Raw genomic sequence first — 18,470 nt, 5'->3', positions numbered from 1 at the left:
CATCGTTCACGAGTCGAACCCGACGTCGAGGTAGGAGTCCACGTTCTCCTTGGTGACCACCGCGGAATAGGTGGTGATCTCGGCCGGGATCTCGTGTTCGGCCAGGTCCCCGACGCCCTTGCGCTGCCCGAGCAGCCGGGCCAGCGCGATCGCCGAGGACGCCATCGACGGGCTGTACAGCACGGTCGCCTTCACCGGGCCGGAATCGCTCTTGATCTGGTTCATCATGTTCTTCGATCCGGCGCCGCCGACCATGAAGAAGTCCTTGCGGTTGGCGTTCTGGATCGCCGCGACCACCCCGACCCCCTGGTCGTCGTCGTGGTTCCACAGGGCGTGCAGGGTGGACGCCGACTGCAGCAGGTTCGCCGTCTGCTGCTCCCCGGATTCCGGGGTGAACTGCGCGGACACCCGCGGGCCGACGGTGAATCCGTGCCGTTGCAGGGAATCCCGGAACCCCTTGCTGCGTTCCTGGGTGAGCGGCAACGCGTCGATCCCGGCCACCTCGCCGATCACCGGATTCGTGATCCCGCGCCGTTTGAGCTCGGCGCCGATGTAGTCCCCGGCGTTCACGCCCATCCGGTAGTTGTCCCCGCCGATCCAGGTCCGGTAGGCCAGCGGGGTGTCGAACACCCGGTCCACGTTGATCACCGGGATGCCCGCGTCCATCGCCTGGCGGCCGGCCTGGGTGAGCGCCTTGCCGTCGAACGGCAGGATGACCAGCACGCCGACCTTCGCGTTGATCAGCGATTCGACCTGGGCGATCTGCTGGTTGACGTCGTTGGTGCCCTCGGTGGCGTTCAGCTTCACGTCGCTGAACCGCGCGGCCTGCGCCTTGGCGTTGACGGTCATCGCGGCCATCCAGCCGTGGTCCGCGGCCGGGGCGGAGAACCCGATGGTCACCGGCGGCCCGGGCTGCGCGTTCGCCCCCGCCCCGGCGGCGGCCGCGTTCGTCGCGGCGGGTGGCTCGTTCGAGGTGCACCCGGTGAGCACCGCCCCGGCCGCGCCGAGGAGGAAACCCCTGCGCGCCAACGATGTTTCGGTCATGTCGCATTCCTCCCGCGGCGCGCCGAAGTCGCGTACTGCAGCAGCACGGCGCCGACGATGATCGCGCCCTTGGCGATGTTCTGGATATCGGTGTCGAGGTTGTTCTGGGTGAAGATGCTGTTCAGCACGGTGAAGATGAGCACGCCGAGCAGCGTGCCGACGAGGCTGCCGCGGCCGCCGGAAAGCGCGGTACCGCCGATGACCACCGCGGCGATCGCGTCGAGTTCGTAGAACATGCCGTTCGTCGAGGCGCCGGAGGTGGTCCGGGCGACCACCATCACCGCCGCGATTCCGCAGCAGAGTCCGAGGAAACCGTAGACAAGAACACCGTGCAGCCGGACGTTGATCCCGGAAAGCCTTGCCGCTTCGGCGTTTCCGCCGATCGCGAACGTGCGGCGGCCGAACGTGGTGCGGTTGAGCACGATCCACCCGGCGGCGAACACCAGCGCGAGCAGCCACACCAGCACCGGGACGCCGAGGGAGGCGCCGCGGAAGAACTCGGTGAACCCGGTTTCGGTGACCACCTGGGTCCGGCGGGCGCTGATCCGTTCGGCCAGGCCGCGTGCGGACGCCATCATCGCCAGTGTGGTGATGAACGGCACGACCCGGCCGTAGGCCACCAGCACCCCGTTGACCAGCCCGCACCCGAGCCCGACGAGCAGCGCGCACAGCACCATCACGAACGGCCCGTAGGACTGGGTGGCCAGCGTGGTCATCCAGACGCTGGACAGCGCCACGATCGACCCGACCGACAGGTCGATGCCCCCGGCGATGATCACGAACGTCATCCCGACGCTGACCACCCCGATGGCCGCGGCCAGCCGGAGCATGGTGGAGAGGTTGTCCTGGGTGAGGAACGTGTCCGGCCGGGTGAGCTGGCCGACCACGCACAGCACCGCGAGCACCCCGGCGAGGCCGAGCAACCGGAAGTCTGCTGTGGACAACAATCGCGGCCGTTCCTTCGCCGCCTCGCGCACCGGCGGCCGATCCAGGGTTCCCGTCACGCGGCACTCCCCTCCATCACCAGGCCCAAGACATCCCCCTCGGTCAGCTCCCCGGCGGGCCGGTCGGCCACCACTTCGCCGTCGCGCAGCACGAGCACGCGGTCGGCGAGGCCGAGCACCTCGGGGACCTCGCTGGAGACCAGCACGACCGCCGCCCCGCGCGCGGCGAGTTCGTGGATCAGCCGGTACAGCTCCGCACGGGCGCTGACGTCGACGCCGCGGGTCGGTTCGTCCAGCAGCAGCACCCGGCAGCCGTGCACCAGCCAGCGCGCCACCACGGCCTTCTGCTGGTTGCCGCCGGAAAGCGTGCGGATGATCCGCCGCGGATCCGCGGGGCGCAGGTCCAATCGCTCCACAGTGGACAAGGCGGCCCGCAGTTCCCGGGACCGCCGGGTGAATCCGGCCCGGCTGAACGCCCGCAAGCTGGCCAGGGTCACGTTGTGCGTGACGGACAGGTCGAGCACCAGCGCCTGGCCCTTGCGTTCCTCGGGCGCCAGCCCGACGCCCGCGCGCACCGCGGCGGGCACGCTGCCCGGCCGCAAACGCTTGCCCAGCACCGAAACGGTCCCGGAGTCCGCGCGGCGCGCGCCGAAGATCGTCTCCAGGATCTCGCTGCGCCCGGCGCCGACCAGCCCAGCGATCCCGACGATCTCCCCGGCCCGCACCGCGAAGTTCACCTCCCGGAACTCGCCCGCCCGGCTCAGCCCGTCGACCCGCAGCACCTCGGCGCCGAACACGACCGGTTGCTGAGCCACCCGGAACGCGGTCTCCACCTTGCGCCCGGCCATCAGGGCGACCAGCTCCGCGCCCGGGGTGCGCGCGTCGAGGTTCGCCGCGACCGTCCGGCCGTCCTTGAGCACGGTGACCCGGTGCCCGACGCGGCGGATCTCCGCCATCCGGTGCGAGATGTAGACGACCGCGACCCCGGCCGCGGTCAGTTCGCCGACGATCCGGAACAGGTTGTCCACCTCGTCCCCGGCCAGCGCCGCGGTCGGCTCGTCCAGCACGATCAGCCGCGCGTCGTGCGCCAGCGCGCGGGCCAGGGAGACCAGCTGCCGCGCGGCCGCGGGGAGGCGGCCCACCTCGGCCTCGGCCGGGATCTCCGGATGGCCGAGCCGGGCCAGCAGCGCGTGCGCGGCGGACCGGGCGGCGGCGGGGCGGGTGAACCCGAACCGCGACCGCTCGTGGCCGAGAAACACGTTCTCCGCCACGGAAAGCGCCGGGATGAGATCGAGTTCCTGGTACATCGTCGCGATGCCGTGGCGCAGCGCCGCGATCGGCGAACCGAAGCTCACCGGTTCGCCGCGCCACCGGATCTCCCCGGCGTCCGGCCGGTGCGCCCCGGCGAGGGTCTTGATCAGCGTGGACTTCCCGGCGCCGTTCTGGCCGAGCAGGCAGTGCACCTCACCGGGCCGGACCTCGAGGTCCACCCCGGCCAGCGCGCGCACGCCGGGAAAGGTCTTGACGATGCCCCGCATGGACAGCAGTGGATCCGGGTGACTGCTCGAACCGTGCACACTTGTGTCCACCTGAGCCTCACTTCTTCGTGATGCATGCAAAAGTAAGGTGACCTGGACCACTCGTCAAGGTGAACTTCCCGGACAAAGCTGGACAAACGCCAAATGACCGGTTCTGCATTGGGCCGATCGGCGCAATGCCCGAAGGGGCGCGCTCGACGCGGGAATGCGCTTTCCCCAGCCCCGTCCCCACTAGGGTGGGCGCGGCCGGAAAACCGGCTGGGGAGCCAGGGGAGGTGCGATGCACGGCCGGCCGCACGTGACACTCGAGGACGTGGCCCGGGCCGCGCGGGTGTCCCTGGCGACCGCGTCGCGGGTGCTCAACGGCACCACGAATGTCCGGTCCGATCTCCGCGAACGCGTGCTCTCGGCCGCCGCGGACCTCGCCTACACCCCGAACGCGCACGCGCAGGCGCTCGCCGGCGCCTCGCACCGCACGGTCGGCGTGATCTGCCACGACGTGAGCGACCCCTACTTCGCCGCGATCGCGCGCGGCGTGATGCGCGTGGCCGGGGACAGCGGTCTGCTGGTCATGCTGGCCAGCACGTTCCGCGATCCGCGGAAGGAGATCGCCTACGTGTCCATGCTGCGCGCGCAGCGGGCCTCGGCGATCCTGCTGATCGGCTCCGGTTTCGAGGACCGCGACTGGGAACGCGCGATGGCCGCCGAACTGGAGCCGTACCGCCGCGGCGGCGGGCAGGTCGCGGTGGTCAGCCGCCACCGCAGCCTCAAGGTGGACACCGTGCAGCCGGAGAACCGGAAGGGCGCGGCCGCGCTCGCCGAGGCGCTGCTCGGCCTGGGCCACCGGAAGTTCGCCGTGCTCGCCGGGCCGCGCACGCTGACCACCGTGGTCGACCGGCTCGGCGGATTCCGGGAGGCGCTGGCCGAGGCGGGCGTCGAACTCGCCGAAACCGAGATCGTCGAGGCGCCCTTCACCCGGGACGGCGGCTACGCGGCGATGTCCGAACTGCTCGCCCGCGGCCTCACCGCGACCTGCGTGTTCGCGGTGGCCGACGTGATGGCGATCGGCGCGCTCACCGCGTTGCGCGAGGCCGGGGTGTCCGTGCCCGGAGACGTTTCGCTCGCCGGTTTCGACGACATCCCGGTGGTGCGGGACCTCACCCCGGCGCTGACCACGGTCGCGCTCCCGCTCGAACGCCTCGGCGAACTGGCCATGGAACTCGCGCGCGACCGCACCCGCGGGTCCCGGAGCCGGATCCGGAAACTCGCCGGTGAGGTCGTGCTCCGGGCGAGCACCGCGCCCCGCTGATCGTTGCCTTGTCGCGCTCGTCTCCTTGCCCTACCGTGAAAGAAAGCGCTTTCACTCGATCGATGGGGCCGCCTGATGACCGCGCTTTCGCTCCCCCGCCCGGACGGCACGTTGCGGGAATGGTCACCTTCCGGGCCGCGCCCGCCCGCTCCCCCGTTCCGCCCGTTCCGTTCGCGGATCGCCTACGCCGCCGCACATGTGGTCGCCGACCCGCTTTCCCCGGGGCACGCTTGCGCGATCGACTGGGACGCGACCCTGGCCTTCCGGCACCGGTTGTGGGCCTGCGGGCTCGGAGTCGCCGAGGCGATGGACACCGCGCAGCGCGGAATGGGCCTGGACTGGGCGAACACCCGGGAGCTGATCCGCCGGACCGGCGCGGAGGCGAGCGCGGCGGGCGGGCGCTGGGCGGCCGGGGTCGGCACCGACCAGCTCCCACCCGGTCCGTCCACAGTAGACGATGTGGTGGACGCGTGGCGGGAGCAGCTCGAGCTGGTCACCGGCGCCGGGGCGACCCCGGTCGTGCTGGCCAGCCGCGCGCTCGCGGCGGCCGCTTCCGGTCCGGGCGATTACCGCGCGGCGTACGGGAAACTGCTCGCCGCCGCGGAGACACCGGTGCTGCTGCACTGGCTCGGCGAGCAGTTCGACCCCGCGCTCGCGGGCTACTGGGGCCACCGGGACGTTTCCGCGGCCGCCGACGAACTGGCCGCCCTGTGCGCGGAGCACGCTTCGGTCGTCGCCGGAGTCAAGGTGTCCGTGCTCGACGCGGACACCGAAACCGCGTTCCGCCGCGCGCTGCCGGACGGCGTGGCCTGCTACACCGGCGACGACTTCCACTACCCGGACCTGATCGAAGGCGACGAGCGGGGACACAGCGAAGCGCTGCTGGGCATCTTCGACCCGATCGCCCCGGTCGCCGCCGCCGCGCTGTCCACACTGGACGAAGGCGACACCGCGAGCTACCACGCCCTGCTCGACCCGACCGTCCCGCTCGCCCGGGAGATCTTCCGGGCGCCGACCCGGTACTACAAGGTGGGCGTGGTCTTCCTGGCCTACCTCACCGGGCAGCAGCGGCACTTCCGGATGGTCGGCGGCCTGGAATCCGCGCGCTCGATCGTGCACCTCGCCGAGGTCCTGCGCCTCGCCGACGCCGCGGGGCTGCTGCCCGATCCGGACCTCGCCGTCGCCCGCATGCGCCCGCTGCTCGCCGCCGCCGGGATACCGTGATGGACCGGCTGAGCCTCAACCAGATCACCACGAAAACCTGGTCGCTGCGCGAAGCCGTCGCTGGGTGCGCGGAAGCCGGGGTCGGCTGGATCGGTCTGTGGCGGGACAAGGTCGCCGAGGTCGGCGTCGCCGAAGCGGCCCGCCTGGTCCGGTCGCACGGCCTGCGGGTTTCCTCGCTCTGCCGCGGCGGTTTCTTCACCGGCGTCACCCCGGAGGGCGCCCCGGTCGACGGGGTCGCCGACACCCGGCAGGCGATCGAGGACGCGGCGCGCCTGGGCACCGACGTGCTGGTGCTGGTCGTCGGCGGGGTGGCGAACCGCGACCTGCCGGGCTCCCGCCGCCGCGTCGCCGAGGCCGTGGACCAGCTGGCCCCGGTCGCCCTCCGGCACGGAGTCCGGCTGGGCCTGGAACCGCTGCACCCCATCCAGTGCGCCGAACGCTCGGTGCTGTCTACTTTGGACCAGGCGGTGGCGATCGCGGAACCCTACCCGCCCGAAGCGGTCGGCGTGGTCGTCGACGAGTTCCACGTCTGGTGGGATCCGGGCATCGCCGAGTCGATCCCCCGGGCGGCCGGGCGGATCGTCGGCTTCCACGTCTGCGACCAGCTCGTCCCGCTGACCGATCCCCTCCTCGCCCGCGCCCTCCCCGGCGCGGGTCCGATCGACCACCGCACCCTCCGCGCCTGCGTCGATGCGGCGGGCTACACCGGTCCGATCGAGGTCGAGGTGTTCAACGCCGACCTCTGGCAACGCCCCGGCGCCGAAGTCCTCGCCCAGGTGATCTCCTCCTACCGCAACCACGTCGTGGGTGTTCCGGGCGGTTAGCACCGCCCGCACCACGCACGACCCCCAGCCCGCAAGGCGACCGCCACACAGAAGGCGGCCAGCCCAAGTTCCCCGACCGCGCAAGCCGACGCTTGGACAAGGGGCGAGCCGGGTTGCGCGGTCAGCACGTCGAACCAGGCGTCCATCACCGCGAGCGCGGCCACCGCGGCCGCGGTCAGCCCGGCGCGCGCGTCGCCCCGGCGGTACAGCACGGCCGTCGCCGCGCAGCCGAGCGCGATCATCAGGTCCAGGCCGATCCACGCCGCCGGCCAGTGCCGCACCTCGATCGTGCTGGGCAGCGTCGCCCCCAGGACCACCAGCCACGGCACCAGGCCCGCGGCCACCGCGCCGAGCACCCTCGGCACCCACTTCCCCGCCATGGCCGCCACCCTCGGCCTGGCCAACGTCAACACCGCCATGATCCCCATCCCTCCGATTCCTCCTTGACCACCACCGTAGAGTTGCAGAAGTTTTTCTGCAAGGTTTTCTCTGCAGAGGTTCTTCTGCGAGTGCGGTAGGGTGGTCGGATGGCGAAGAAGACCCCGATCCGGCGAGTGGTCAGCGACGGCAAGGCGCTGAAGGCGCTGGCCAATCCGCGCCGCGCGAAGATCCTCACCGAACTGGGCAAACGGGGCGAAGCGAACTCCACGACCATCGCCGAGGCGCTCGGCGAGAACACCGGGACGACGAGCTACCACCTGCGAATCCTCGCCGACGCGGACATCATCGAAGAGATCCCGGAACGCGCGGTCGGCCGGGAACGCTGGTACCGCACGGTGCCGACGGACCGCCGGGCGCCGGACTACGACGCACTGTCCGAAGAGGACAAAGCCGCCTACGACGCCTGGGCCCGGCTCCGGATGCCCGGCGAGGTCAAGCTGTTCCAGCGGCTGATGGCCGAGTACAACCAGCACGGGAACTGGGTGCGGGTTTCCCGCGGCTACCACCACTACACACTCGAAGAAGTCGAGGCGTTGTACGCGGAGTTCCTGGAACTGCTGCACAAGTACGGCAACACCAAGGAAGAAGCGCCGCCCGGCGCCCGGCCGGTGCACACCCGCTTCTTCACCATCCCGGCCGACGAAACCAAGGACTGGCAAGGCCCGGAAGACGACACCTGACCCCGAACATGCGCGCGGGTCGTGAGTGTTCCGGCCGGTTCTAACCGGCCGGAACACTCACGACCCTCAGACTTGGTTCCCATACACGAGACGTGTGTTCCTCGTTCCGGTAGGCCGAGTTCCCCGTTCCGGTACCCGGAGGACACCAATGTGGCTTTCGGGGCGTTGAAGGTACCGAACGCCGCATTGGGTACCTCCGAGCACCACCACCCGCGCGGATTCGCACTTTGCCGGCCAAGTGCGGCTCGTCGAACGGAAACGCCAGGTCACCAGTAGGCGACCAAACGAGAACCCGCTCTAACCGGCCCGAACACTCACGACCCCGCTGGGATGGTTGGATGGAAGTCGCGGGCAACCCACCGGTCGTACCGGTCGAATTCGTCACCGATATCGCCAAAGCATGCAACGAATCGCCGTGTTGTAACTCACGCGAGCAACGGATCGGTGTTTTCGCGCTCGTTACCGATCGATAACGTAACCGACCGTGAATCAGGAAACGACCCGGGACCGGCCCGCCGAAGCGCCGCGCCCGGGAGTGCGGGCCGCGTTGCTGCGCCGCAAACCGGTCGCCGATCTCGTCGCCGAGGGCGGCCACGGCCAGGGCGGCGATCTCCGCCGCTCCCTCGGCCTGTCCCAGCTGACCATGCTCAGCATCGGCGCCACCCTGGGCAGCGGCATCTTCGTCGTCCTCGGCGAGGCGGTGCCGGTCGCCGGTCCGGCGGTCGTCGTCTCGTTCGTCCTGGCCGGGATCACCGCGCTCTTCTCCGCGCTGTCCTACGCCGAACTCGCCGGGATGATCCCGCTGTCCGGCTCCTCGTACTCCTACGCCTACGCGACGCTGGGCGAACTGGTCGCCTGGGTCTGCGGCTGGTGCCTGGTCCTGGAATACGGCGTCTCGGTCGCCTCGGTGGCGGTCGGCTGGGGTCAGTACCTCAACGAGCTGCTGCAGGTCGTCTTCGGCTTCGCCATCCCGGACGCGCTCAGCCAGCCGCCCGGCGAGGGCGGGCTGGTCAACGTGCCGGCCATCGCGGTCGTGCTGCTGGCCATGTTCCTGCTGCTGGCCGGGGCGAAGGAGAGCGCGCGGGCGAACGCGGTCATGGTGGTGATCAAGGTCGCGACCCTCGTCCTGTTCTGCGCGGTGGCGTTCACCGCGGTGCGCGCCGGGAACTTCAGCCCGTTCCTCCCGCTCGGCCTGGCCGGGATGAGCGCGGGCGGCGCGAAACTGTTCTTCTCCTACATCGGTTTCGACGCCGCGTCGACCGCGGGCGAGGAGGCGCGCGACCCGCAGCGCGATCTGCCCCGCGCGATCCTGCTCTCGCTCGGCATCGTCACCGTGCTCTACTGCCTGGTCGCCGTCGCGGCGGTCGGCGCGTTGCCGTGGCAGCAGTTCGACGGCGAGCAGGCCGCGCTCTCGCACGTGCTCACCACCGTGCTGGACAACAAGCTCTGGTCCGCCCTGCTCGCGGTCGGCGCGATCGTGGCGATCTCCAGCGTGGTGCTCACCGTGCTCTACGGCCAGACCCGGATCCTGTTCGCGATGTCGCGCGACGGCCTGGTCCCGAAGGCATTGTCCAAAGTGGATCCCCGCACCGGCACGCCGCGGATCAACACGGTGGTGGTCTCCGCGTTCGTCGGCGTGCTCGCCGCGTTCGTCCCGCTCGGCAAGCTGGCCGACGCGACGAGCATCGGCACGCTCTTCGCCTTCGGCCTGGTCAACATCGCGGTCCTGCTGCTGCGCCGCACCCGGCCCGATCTGCCGCGCACCTTCCGGGTGCCGTTCGCGCCGGTCACGCCGCTGCTCGGGGTCGTGTGCTGCGGGTACATGATGTTCAGCCTGGACGTCGCGACCTGGATCGTGTTCGGCGTCTGGATGCTGGCCGGGCTGGGCATCTACTTCGGCTACAGCATGCGGCGCTCCCGGCTGGCCAGAACATGATCACCGCCGTCTTCCAGGGCCCCGCGGCCGCGGGCGACGTGCTCGGCGCGCTCGCCACCGCCGCGGCCGGGGCGGCGGCAGCGGGCGCGGAACTGCTGGTGTGCCCGGAGATGGTGACCACCGGCTACCACATCGGCGCGCGGGCGCACGAGCTCGCCGAACCGGCCGACGGCCCGACCGCGCGGCGGATCGCCGGCATCGCCGCGGGCACCGGGGTCGCGATCGCCTACGGCTACCCCGAACGCGACCACGACCGGGTCTACAACAGCGTCCAGCTCGTCGCCCCGCACGGGCGCCTGGCGAACTACCGCAAGACGCACCTGTTCGGCGACCTGGACCGGGAATGGTTCACCCCGGGCGCCCTTGCCGTCGTCCAGGCCGACCTCGCCGGGCTCCGGATCGGCCTGCTGATCTGCTACGACGTCGAGTTCCCCGAACTGGTCCGCGCGCACGCGCTCGCCGGGACCGAACTCCTGCTCGTGCCGACCGCGCTCATGCGGCCCTACGAGGTGGTGGCCGATGTCGTGGTGCCCGCGCGCGCCTACGAGAGCCAGCTCTTCGCCGTGTACGCGAACCGCTGCGACACCGAACGCGAACTCACCTACTGCGGCCGCAGCTGCGTGGTCTCCCCCACCGGCGAAGTCCTGGCCCGGGCGGGCGCGGGCGAGCGGCTGCTGATCGCCGAGGTCGATCCGGCCGCGCTGCGCGCCTCCCGCACCGAGAACACCCACCTGACCGACCGAAGACCCGAGCTGTACCGCACGATCACCGAAGGAAGCAAAGCATGACCTCCGCCGTGCCCACCGCGATCCACACGCCGGAACCGCCCGGGCGCCCGATCACGATGTTCGGCCCGGACTTCCCGTTCGCCTACGACGACTACCTGGCCCATCCGGCCGGGCTCGGTTCGATCCCCGCCGACCGGCACGGCACCGAGGTCGCGGTCATCGGCGGCGGCCTGTCCGGCGTCATCACCGCCTACGAGCTGATGAAAATGGGCCTGCGCCCGGTGGTCTACGAGATCGACGAACTCGGCGGCCGGTTGCGCACGCTGCGGTTCGACGGCTGCGGCGACGACGTGGTCGCCGAGATGGGCGCCATGCGGTTCCCGCCCTCGTCGACCGCGCTGTTCCACTACATCGACAAGGTCGGCCTGCGGACCACCCCGTTCCCCAACCCGCTCGCCCCGGACACCCCGAGCACCGTCGTCGACCTCAAGGGCGAGACCCACTACGCGACCACCCCGGAGGACCTGCCGCCGATCTTCGGCGAGGTGTCGGACGCCTGGCACCGCACGCTCGCCGAGCACGCCGCGTTCGGCGAGATGCAGGCCGCGATCCGGGACCGGGACGTCCCGCGGATCAAGCGGATCTGGAACGACCTCGTGGAACGGCTGGACAACCAGACGTTCTACGGGTTCCTGTGCGACTCCCCCGCGTTCGCCTCCTTCCGGCACCGCGAGATCTTCGGCCAGGTCGGCTTCGGCACCGGCGGCTGGGACACCGACTTCCCCAACTCGATCCTGGAGATCCTGCGGGTGGTCTACACCGGCGCCGACGACGAGCACCGCAGCATCGTCGGCGGCAGCCGCCAGCTGCCGCTGCGGCTGTGGGACCGGGTGCCGGACAAGCTGGTCGGCTGGCCCGCCGGGACCAGCCTGCGCACCCTGCACGGCGGCGGCCCGCGGCCCGGGGTCGCCCGGCTGCACCGCACCGCGCCGAACAACATCACGGTCACCGATGTCGAAGGCGGCATCCGGACCTACCCGGCGGCGGTGTTCACCGCGCAGAGCTGGATGCTGCTGTCCAAGATCGCCTGCGACGAATCGCTGTTCCCGATCGACCACTGGACCGCGATCGAGCGCACCCACTACATGGAGTCGTCGAAGGTGTTCGTCCCGGTCGACCGGCCGTTCTGGCGCGACGCCGATCCGGTCACCGGGCGGGACGCGATGAGCATGACGCTGACCGACCGGATGACCCGCGGCACCTACCTGCTGGACCACGGCCCGGACCGGCCCGCGGTCATCTGCCTGTCCTACACCTGGGCCGACGATTCGCTGAAGTGGCTGCCGCTGTCGGTCACCGAACGGGTCGAGGTGATGCTGCAGTCGCTGCGCGAGATCTACCCGGGCGTCGACGTCCGGCGGCACATCATCGGCGATCCGGTCACCGTGTCGTGGGAGGCCGAACCGAACTTCATGGGCGCGTTCAAGGCGAACCTGCCCGGCCACTACCGGTACCAGCGCCGCCTGTTCACCCATTTCATGCAGGACCGGCTCGACGAACGGTTCCGGGGCCTGTTCCTGGCCGGGGACGACATCTCCTGGACCGCCGGCTGGGCGGAGGGCGCGGTCCAGACCGCGTTGAACGCGATCTGGGGAGTAATGCACCGGTTCGGCGGTACCACCGACCCGACGAACCCTGGACCGGGCGATGTCTTCGACGACATTGCGCCGATTGAGCTACCCGACTGAGTCACCCGTGCGACGATATCCGTCATGAGTACCGACCCCGCGCCGAAATGGCGAAGGCTGGAGCCGGACGAGCGCAAGGAACAGATCTTCGCCTGCGCCGCCCGGCTCTTCGGTGAGCGCCCCTACACCGAGGTGTCCACTTCGGACATCGCCAACGAGGCCGGGGTGGCGCGAGGTCTGATCAACCACTACTTCGGGACCAAACGCGAGCTCTACCTCGCCGTCGTCCGCCGGGCGCTGACCGTGCCGCACGTCGGCGTCGAGATCCTGCCCGCGGGCTCGCTGGAGGAACGCGCCGACAGCGCCATCCACTGGTTCCTCGACCTGATCACCAGCCGCGGGCAGATGTGGCTCACCGCGATCACCCCCGAGGGCATCGGCCGCGATCCCGATGTGGACCGGATCGTCGAGGAAGCCGATCAGGAATCCGCCGACCTGGTGCTCGAGGCCGTGGGCCTGTCCCGGGACAGCGAGCACGGCAAGGAACTCAACGCCCTGGTCCGGGCGTTCGGCGGGATGGTCAAATCGGCCGGTCGGGAGTGGCTGGTGCGGGGTGAGCTGAACCGGCAACAGGTGCACGCCCTGCTCAGCAAATCACTGGTGACGCTGGTCGGCGAGGTCTTCCCGGTGGTACAGGGCAAGGACCGCGCGGAAAGTTGAATTCCGCACAGCAATCTATTGGCGTTCCGCCAGCAACTGCTACGGTCGGCCGATGGATCCGCGAACTCCGGTACTCGTCGGCGCTGGTCAGCACACCGTGCGCACCGGCGGGACGACCCCGCGCGAGCTGATGCGCCAGGCCGCCGAAGCGGCCCTCGCCGACACCGGCTCGGCGGACCTGGCGCACCGGATCGGCTGCGTCGGCGTGGTGGACAGCTTCTCCTGGGGCACCGCCGACCCCGGCAGCATCCTCGCCGCCGACCTCGGCCTCACGCCCGCCGAAACCGTCTACACCCACACCAGCGGCACCAGCCCGGTGGACCTGCTGGCCGATTCGGCGGCCCGGATCCAGCGGGGCGCGCTGGACGCGGTGCTGATCACCGGCGCCGAAGCGGTCAAATCGATGCGTTCCGGGCACCACGCCGGTGGCCCGCACCAGCCCGAGGGCACCGCGCCGACCCGGAAGCTCGGCAGCGACCGGGACGCGACCCACGCGGCCGAAGCTCAGGCGAACCTGTTGCTGCCGCTGGCTTTCTACCCGCTCTTCGAGAACGCCCTCCGGGCCGACGCCGGGCGGGACCTGCCGTCGCACGTGGACCGGATCGCCCGGATCTGGGGCCGGTTCGCGGAGGTGGCCCGGACCAATCCGCACGCCTGGGTCGCCGATCCGCCGGGCGCGGCCGAGATCGCGGCGGTCGGCGACCGCAACCGGATGGCGGCGCTGCCCTACCGCAAGCTGATGACCGCCAACATCTTCGTCGACCAGGGCGCGGCGCTGGTGCTCTGCTCGGCGGAAACCGCGCAGGCGGCTGGGATCCCGCGGGACAACTGGGTCTTCGTGCACGCCAGCGGTTCGGCGCAGGACCACTGGTTCGTCTCGGAACGCCCGGAGCTGCACCGCTCCCCCGCGATCGCCGCCCTCGGGCGCGCGGTGCTCGGGCACGCCGGGCTCGGCATCGACGACCTCGGCCTGCTCGACCTGTACTCGTGCTTCCCCTCGGCGGTGCAGGTGGCCGCGGCCGAACTCGGCGTGGACCTCGCCGATCCGGCGCGTCCGGCGACCGTCACCGGCGGGCTGACCTTCGCCGGCGGCCCGGGGAGCAACTACGTCACGCATTCGCTCGCCGCGCTGACCGGGCGGCTGCGCGCCGAACCGGACCAGTACGCCCTGGCCACCGCGGTCGGCTGGTTCCTCACCAAGCACGGGGCCGTGGTGCTCTCCGGCCGCCCGCCGGTGACCGCGTACGCCCACCACGACGTCACCGCCGAGGTCGCCGCGCTGCCCAAGCGGACCGTAGCCACCGGCGCGACCGGCGACGCCACCGTGGAGACCTACACCGTGGTTTACGACCGCGCGGGGGAACCCGAGCGGGGGATCGTGCTGTGCGGGCTGCCCGGTGGCGCCCGCGCCGTGGCGGCGAGCGAGGCCCCGGACGTGATCGCCGGACTCACCGAGTCCGACCCGCTGGGCGCGAAGATTCAGCTGACCGGCAACGGGACGTTCACTTTCCCGATATGAGAAGGTTTGCCCATACGATGACGATCGACGTGGGCGGGAATGGCGCACCAGACCGGGAATTTCACGGGCACCCTTGAACTCGGCGAACCACGCCGCAAGGCCCGTCGCTGGGTGCTGCCCGCGTTGCTGGTGCTGCTCTGGCTGATCGTCGGCGGGGTGACCAACCCCTTTCTCGGCAAGCTGAGCGAAGTCTCGAAGAACGATCCCGGTTCGTTCCTGCCCGCGAGCGCGGAATCGACCGCGGTGCAGGAACTGCAGGAACGGTTCGCGCAGAACCGCCTGATGCCGACCGTGGTGGTCTTCGAACGCCCGTCCGGGCTCACTCCCGCCGACACCGCGGCGATCACCGCGAAGGCCGCCGAACTGGCGAAGGCACCCGGGCTGGACGGCCAGATCACGCCGCCGATCCCCTCGGACGACCGCAAGGCGGCCCAGGTGATCATGCCGGTGTCCGGAGTGGATCCGTTCAAAGCGGGCGAAGCGGTCAAGGAGATCCGGGTGCTGGCCAAGGCCGGGCTGCCGGACGGCCTGAGCGCGCTGGTCACCGGGCCCGGCGGGTACAACGCGGACTTCGCCGAGGTGTTCGGCGGCATCGACGGGATGCTGCTGCTGGTCACCACCGCGGTGGTCGCGCTGATCCTGATCATGGTCTACCGCAGCCCGCTGCTGCCGCTGATCGTGCTGATCTCGGCCGGGCTCGCGCTGTGCTCGGCGTCGGCGGTCATCTACTTCCTGGCCCGGGACGGCCTGCTCACCCTGAACGGGCAGACCCAGGGCATCCTGCTGATCCTGGTGTTCGGCGCGGCGACCGACTACGCGCTGCTCCTGGTCGCGCGGTACCGCGAGGAGTTGATGCGCACCAAGAGCACCTGGCAGGCGATGCGGGTCGCGCTGCGCGCGTCGCTGGAGCCGATCGGGGCGTCCGGCGGCACGGTGATCCTGGGCATGCTGTGCATGCTGTTCAGCGAACTGACCTCGAACCGCAGCCTCGGCCCGGTCGCCTCGATCGGCATCGCCGGGGCGCTGCTGTCGTCGTTGATCTTCCTGCCGTCGGCGCTGGTGCTGGTGGGGCGGGCGGCGTTCTGGCCCGCGGAACCGGTGCCGCGCAAGCACCGCAAGGTCACGCACGGGATCTTCGACCACATCGCGCGGCTGGTGCGCAAGCGGCCGCGCTGGACCTGGCTGCTGACCTCGCTGGTGCTGCTGGTCGGGGTGGCCTTCGTGCCGTCCTTGAAGGCGAGCGGGACCTCGCAGCAGGCGCTGTTCCTCAACGAGGTCGAGGCGGTGACCGGGCAGAACGTGCTCACCGCGCACTTCCCCGGCGGTACCGGCAGCCCGGTGATCATCACCGCGAAGAGCGAATCGGCGCCCCAGGTGCTCGCCGCGGTCAAGGCCACCGACGGCGTCCTCGATCCGCTCCCCACCCCGGCCGACCCCGGGAACCCGGCGGCCGGGCCGAAGATCGTCGACGGCATGGTCGAGATCAGCGCGACCCTGCGCGACGCGGCGGATTCACCGGCGGCGGTGTCCGTTGTGGACAAACTGCGGAACACCCTGCACGCGATTCCCGGCGCGCAGGCCAAGGTGGGCGGGCAGACCGCGCAGCAGTCGGACATGCTGGTGGCCGCCACGCACGACCGGGACCTGATCATCCCGATCGTGCTGGTGATGATCTTCGCGATCCTGGCGCTGCTGCTGCGCGCGCTGGTCGCGCCGCTGCTGCTGATCGCGACGGTCGTGCTGTCCTTCGGCGCGACCGTCGGCGTCGGCGCGCTGCTGTTCAACGACGTGTTCGACTTCCCCGGCGCGGATCCGGCGATCCCGTTGTACGCCTTCGTGTTCCTGGTCGCCCTGGGGATCGACTACAACATCTTCCTGATGACCCGGGCCCGCGAGGAGGCGAGCCTGCTCGGCACCGAACGCGGCACGCTGGACGCGCTCAAGGTCACCGGCGGGGTGATCACCTCGGCCGGGGTGGTGCTCGCGTCGACATTCGCCGCGCTTTCGGTGATTCCGGTGTTGTTCCTCGCGCAGATCGCCTTCCTGGTCGCGTTCGGCGTCCTGCTCGACACGTTCATCGTGCGCTCGCTGCTGGTGCCCGCACTCGTGGTGGACATCGGCAAGTTCATCTGGTGGCCCGGCCGCCTGTCCCGCAAGCGAGACACCGGGGCGTGAGTGGCCAAGCCGGTTAGAACCGGCCCGAACACTCACGACCCCGACGACTCGGCTCCCTTTCGCGTGCAAGCACCCCGTCGTTCGGCGACGAATTGCCCTCTCTTACGAACTAGGTTTTCCTAATGCGCCGCGGTGGTGGCGGTGTCCGATTCCGGGGTGCTGGGCTTCGAGATCACGTTGGGTAGCCAGAGGGCGCAGCAGGCGCCGAGCAGGCTCACGCACGCGGCGATCAGCAGGGCCACGCCCATCCCGTCGACGAAGGTCAACCGGCTGATCACCCGCACCGCCCCGGACAGCGCCTCGCCGACCGCGGCCGCGTCGAACCCGGGCGGCATGGCGCCCTGCGCGATCGCGCCGGTGCCGCCTGCCACGGCGTCGCCCGCGGGGCCCGGCAACCCGGCCTGTGCGATCTGCGCGGGCAGGTTCGACGACACCTGCCAGGACATCACCGCACCCACCACGACGATGCCCAGCACCCCGCCGACCTGCGAGGCGACCTGCTGGATCGCCGAAGCGCTCCCGGTGGACTCCTCGGGCGTCGCGCCCATGATCGCCTCGGTCGCCGCGATCACGCACAGCCCGGTGCCGAAGCCGACGAGCGCTCCCGGGTACAGCAGTTCGGTGAACCCGGAGCCGATGTCGAGCAGGGTGAGGCTGGTCAGCCCGGCGGAGATCATCACCAGGCCGCCGAACACCGGCCAGCGCGGCCCGAACCGCTGCGCGAGCAGCCCGCCGATCGGCGCGGACAGCAGCACGACGCAGGTCGGCGGCAGCATCCACGCCCCGGCGGCGATCGGGGACAGCCCGCGCACGTTCTGCAAGTAGAGCGTGAGCAGGAACAGCAGGGCGAACACCCCGAACGAGCTGACCCCGACCATGGCCGAACCGAGCGTGACCGACCGCCGCGCGAGCAGTGACCGCAGCGCACCGGGCGTCCCCTCGCGCGGTCCCTTCGACTCGACCACGGCGAAGTACGCCAGCGCGACCGTGATGACCGCGACCGGCAGGTTGAGCGCGAACACCGCGGGCCAGCCGAGCCCCTGCACGATGACCCCGCCGATGACCGGCCCCAGGCCGATGGCCAGGGCGTTCGCCCCGCCCCAGACGCCCAGCGGGAGCCCGAGCTTGTCCGCCGGGAAGGCGCTGCGCAGCACGGCCAGCGCGGCCGGTTGCAGCAGCGCGCCGGCCATGCCCTGCGCGATCCGGAACACCACCAGCGCCCACACCGTGCCGGACAGCGCGATGCCCAGGGAGGCCAGCCCGAAAGCGGCCACGCCGATCACGAACGTGCGGCGGCGGCCGATCCGGTCGGCGAGCCGGCCGGCGGGCAGCAGGCAGACCGCGAGCGCCACCAGGTACCCGTTGGCGATCAGCTCCAGTTCGCCGAGCGTCGCACCGACCGATTGCGAGATGTACGGGGCGGCTATGGTCGTCGCGGTGCCGTCAAGCCCGACCATCGCACCGCCGAGGACGGTCGCGACCAGCGTCAGCCACGGCCTGCCGGGGCGCCCGCCCCGGCCAGTCGACTGCCGCTCGGATCCGCGGCTCGTCGTCACCCGGCTTGCTCCGTCTGTGACGTCTACGCGTTCCATCCGGCCAAGCATGACGGGTGGTGGTCGGCCACTCGCCGGCACCCCGGGATACTCACCCACTCGATACGAAAAGCATTCATGTCCCCCAGTCTTGGTTGCACAGAGTTA

Annotated in this window: 15 protein-coding genes; 10 read left to right on the top strand and 5 right to left on the bottom strand. The window is 70.9% G+C overall.

Annotated elements, in window-relative coordinates:
- Positions 1–6: 6 nt before the first annotated feature.
- From FXO23_RS27895 to FXO23_RS27885, 3 genes are read right to left on the bottom strand one after another with little or no spacing between them, the layout of a single operon-like run.
- On the bottom strand, positions 7–1,044 hold the full coding sequence (locus tag FXO23_RS27895; protein WP_158888421.1) for a substrate-binding domain-containing protein: 1,038 nt from the start codon (positions 1,042–1,044) through the stop codon (positions 7–9).
- Positions 1,041–2,048: an ABC transporter permease gene (locus FXO23_RS27890; RefSeq protein ID WP_158888420.1), complete on the bottom strand. Its 1,008-nt coding sequence runs from the start codon at positions 2,046–2,048 to the stop codon at positions 1,041–1,043. Before FXO23_RS27890 ends, FXO23_RS27895 begins: the two co-directional genes overlap by 4 nt.
- Positions 2,045–3,526, bottom strand: coding sequence for a sugar ABC transporter ATP-binding protein (locus tag FXO23_RS27885; RefSeq protein ID WP_158888456.1), 1,482 nt, complete (start codon positions 3,524–3,526; stop codon positions 2,045–2,047). Before FXO23_RS27885 ends, FXO23_RS27890 begins: the two co-directional genes overlap by 4 nt.
- Positions 3,527–3,806: 280 nt before the next feature.
- Here FXO23_RS27885 and FXO23_RS27880 point away from each other — a divergent pair, with 280 nt between their 5' ends.
- The 3 genes from FXO23_RS27880 (at position 3,807) to FXO23_RS27870 (ending at position 6,883) form a co-directional block, all read left to right on the top strand.
- Positions 3,807–4,835, top strand: a complete 1,029-nt coding sequence (locus FXO23_RS27880) for a LacI family DNA-binding transcriptional regulator (protein WP_158888419.1) — start codon at positions 3,807–3,809, stop codon at positions 4,833–4,835.
- Positions 4,836–4,910: 75 nt separating this feature from the next.
- Positions 4,911–6,059, top strand: coding sequence for a dihydrodipicolinate synthase family protein (locus tag FXO23_RS27875; protein WP_158888418.1), 1,149 nt, complete (start codon positions 4,911–4,913; stop codon positions 6,057–6,059).
- Complete coding sequence (locus FXO23_RS27870) at positions 6,059–6,883, top strand: sugar phosphate isomerase/epimerase family protein (RefSeq protein WP_158888417.1); 825 nt, start codon at positions 6,059–6,061, stop codon at positions 6,881–6,883. Before FXO23_RS27875 ends, FXO23_RS27870 begins: the two co-directional genes overlap by 1 nt.
- On the opposite strand, the gene FXO23_RS27865 is transcribed toward FXO23_RS27870, so the two are convergent.
- Positions 6,880–7,263 (bottom strand): hypothetical protein, encoded by a 384-nt coding sequence (locus tag FXO23_RS27865; RefSeq protein WP_158888416.1) that lies wholly within the window; start codon positions 7,261–7,263, stop codon positions 6,880–6,882. The two genes, FXO23_RS27870 and FXO23_RS27865, sit on opposite strands and share 4 nt — an antisense overlap.
- Before the next feature lie 147 nt (positions 7,264–7,410).
- Here FXO23_RS27865 and FXO23_RS27860 point away from each other — a divergent pair, with 147 nt between their 5' ends.
- From FXO23_RS27860 to FXO23_RS27830, 7 genes are all read left to right on the top strand, one after another.
- The gene (locus FXO23_RS27860) at positions 7,411–8,004 is read left to right on the top strand and encodes an ArsR/SmtB family transcription factor (RefSeq protein WP_158888415.1); all 594 of its coding nucleotides are present in this window, start codon (positions 7,411–7,413) and stop codon (positions 8,002–8,004) included.
- 484 nt (positions 8,005–8,488) lie between these two features.
- Complete coding sequence (locus tag FXO23_RS27855; protein ID WP_246257919.1) at positions 8,489–9,940, top strand: amino acid permease; 1,452 nt, start codon at positions 8,489–8,491, stop codon at positions 9,938–9,940.
- Entirely contained in the window at positions 9,937–10,728 is a 792-nt protein-coding gene (locus tag FXO23_RS27850) for a carbon-nitrogen hydrolase family protein (protein ID WP_158888414.1), read from the top strand. Before FXO23_RS27855 ends, FXO23_RS27850 begins: the two co-directional genes overlap by 4 nt.
- Positions 10,725–12,416, top strand: a complete 1,692-nt coding sequence (locus FXO23_RS27845) for a flavin monoamine oxidase family protein (protein WP_158888413.1) — start codon at positions 10,725–10,727, stop codon at positions 12,414–12,416. Before FXO23_RS27850 ends, FXO23_RS27845 begins: the two co-directional genes overlap by 4 nt.
- Before the next feature lie 24 nt (positions 12,417–12,440).
- Positions 12,441–13,076, top strand: a complete 636-nt coding sequence (locus FXO23_RS27840; RefSeq protein ID WP_158888412.1) for a TetR/AcrR family transcriptional regulator — start codon at positions 12,441–12,443, stop codon at positions 13,074–13,076.
- 52 nt (positions 13,077–13,128) lie between these two features.
- Positions 13,129–14,595, top strand: coding sequence for an acetyl-CoA acetyltransferase (locus FXO23_RS27835; protein WP_158888411.1), 1,467 nt, complete (start codon positions 13,129–13,131; stop codon positions 14,593–14,595).
- 39 nt (positions 14,596–14,634) lie between these two features.
- The gene (locus FXO23_RS27830; RefSeq protein ID WP_158888410.1) at positions 14,635–16,770 is read left to right on the top strand and encodes an MMPL family transporter; all 2,136 of its coding nucleotides are present in this window, start codon (positions 14,635–14,637) and stop codon (positions 16,768–16,770) included.
- Positions 16,771–16,889: 119 nt separating this feature from the next.
- Here FXO23_RS27830 and FXO23_RS27825 read toward each other — a convergent pair whose 3' ends face one another.
- Positions 16,890–18,326 carry an MFS transporter gene (locus FXO23_RS27825; protein WP_246257917.1) on the bottom strand — a complete coding sequence of 479 codons (1,437 nt, stop codon included), beginning with the start codon at positions 18,324–18,326 and terminating at the stop codon, positions 16,890–16,892.
- Between the last annotated feature and the right edge of the window lie 144 nt (positions 18,327–18,470).

Origin of the sequence: Amycolatopsis anabasis, assembly GCF_009765355.1 — a bacterium.
Taxonomy (GTDB): Bacteria; Actinomycetota; Actinomycetes; order Mycobacteriales; family Pseudonocardiaceae; genus Amycolatopsis; species Amycolatopsis anabasis.
This window is presented reverse-complemented; position numbering and strand designations above follow the sequence as displayed.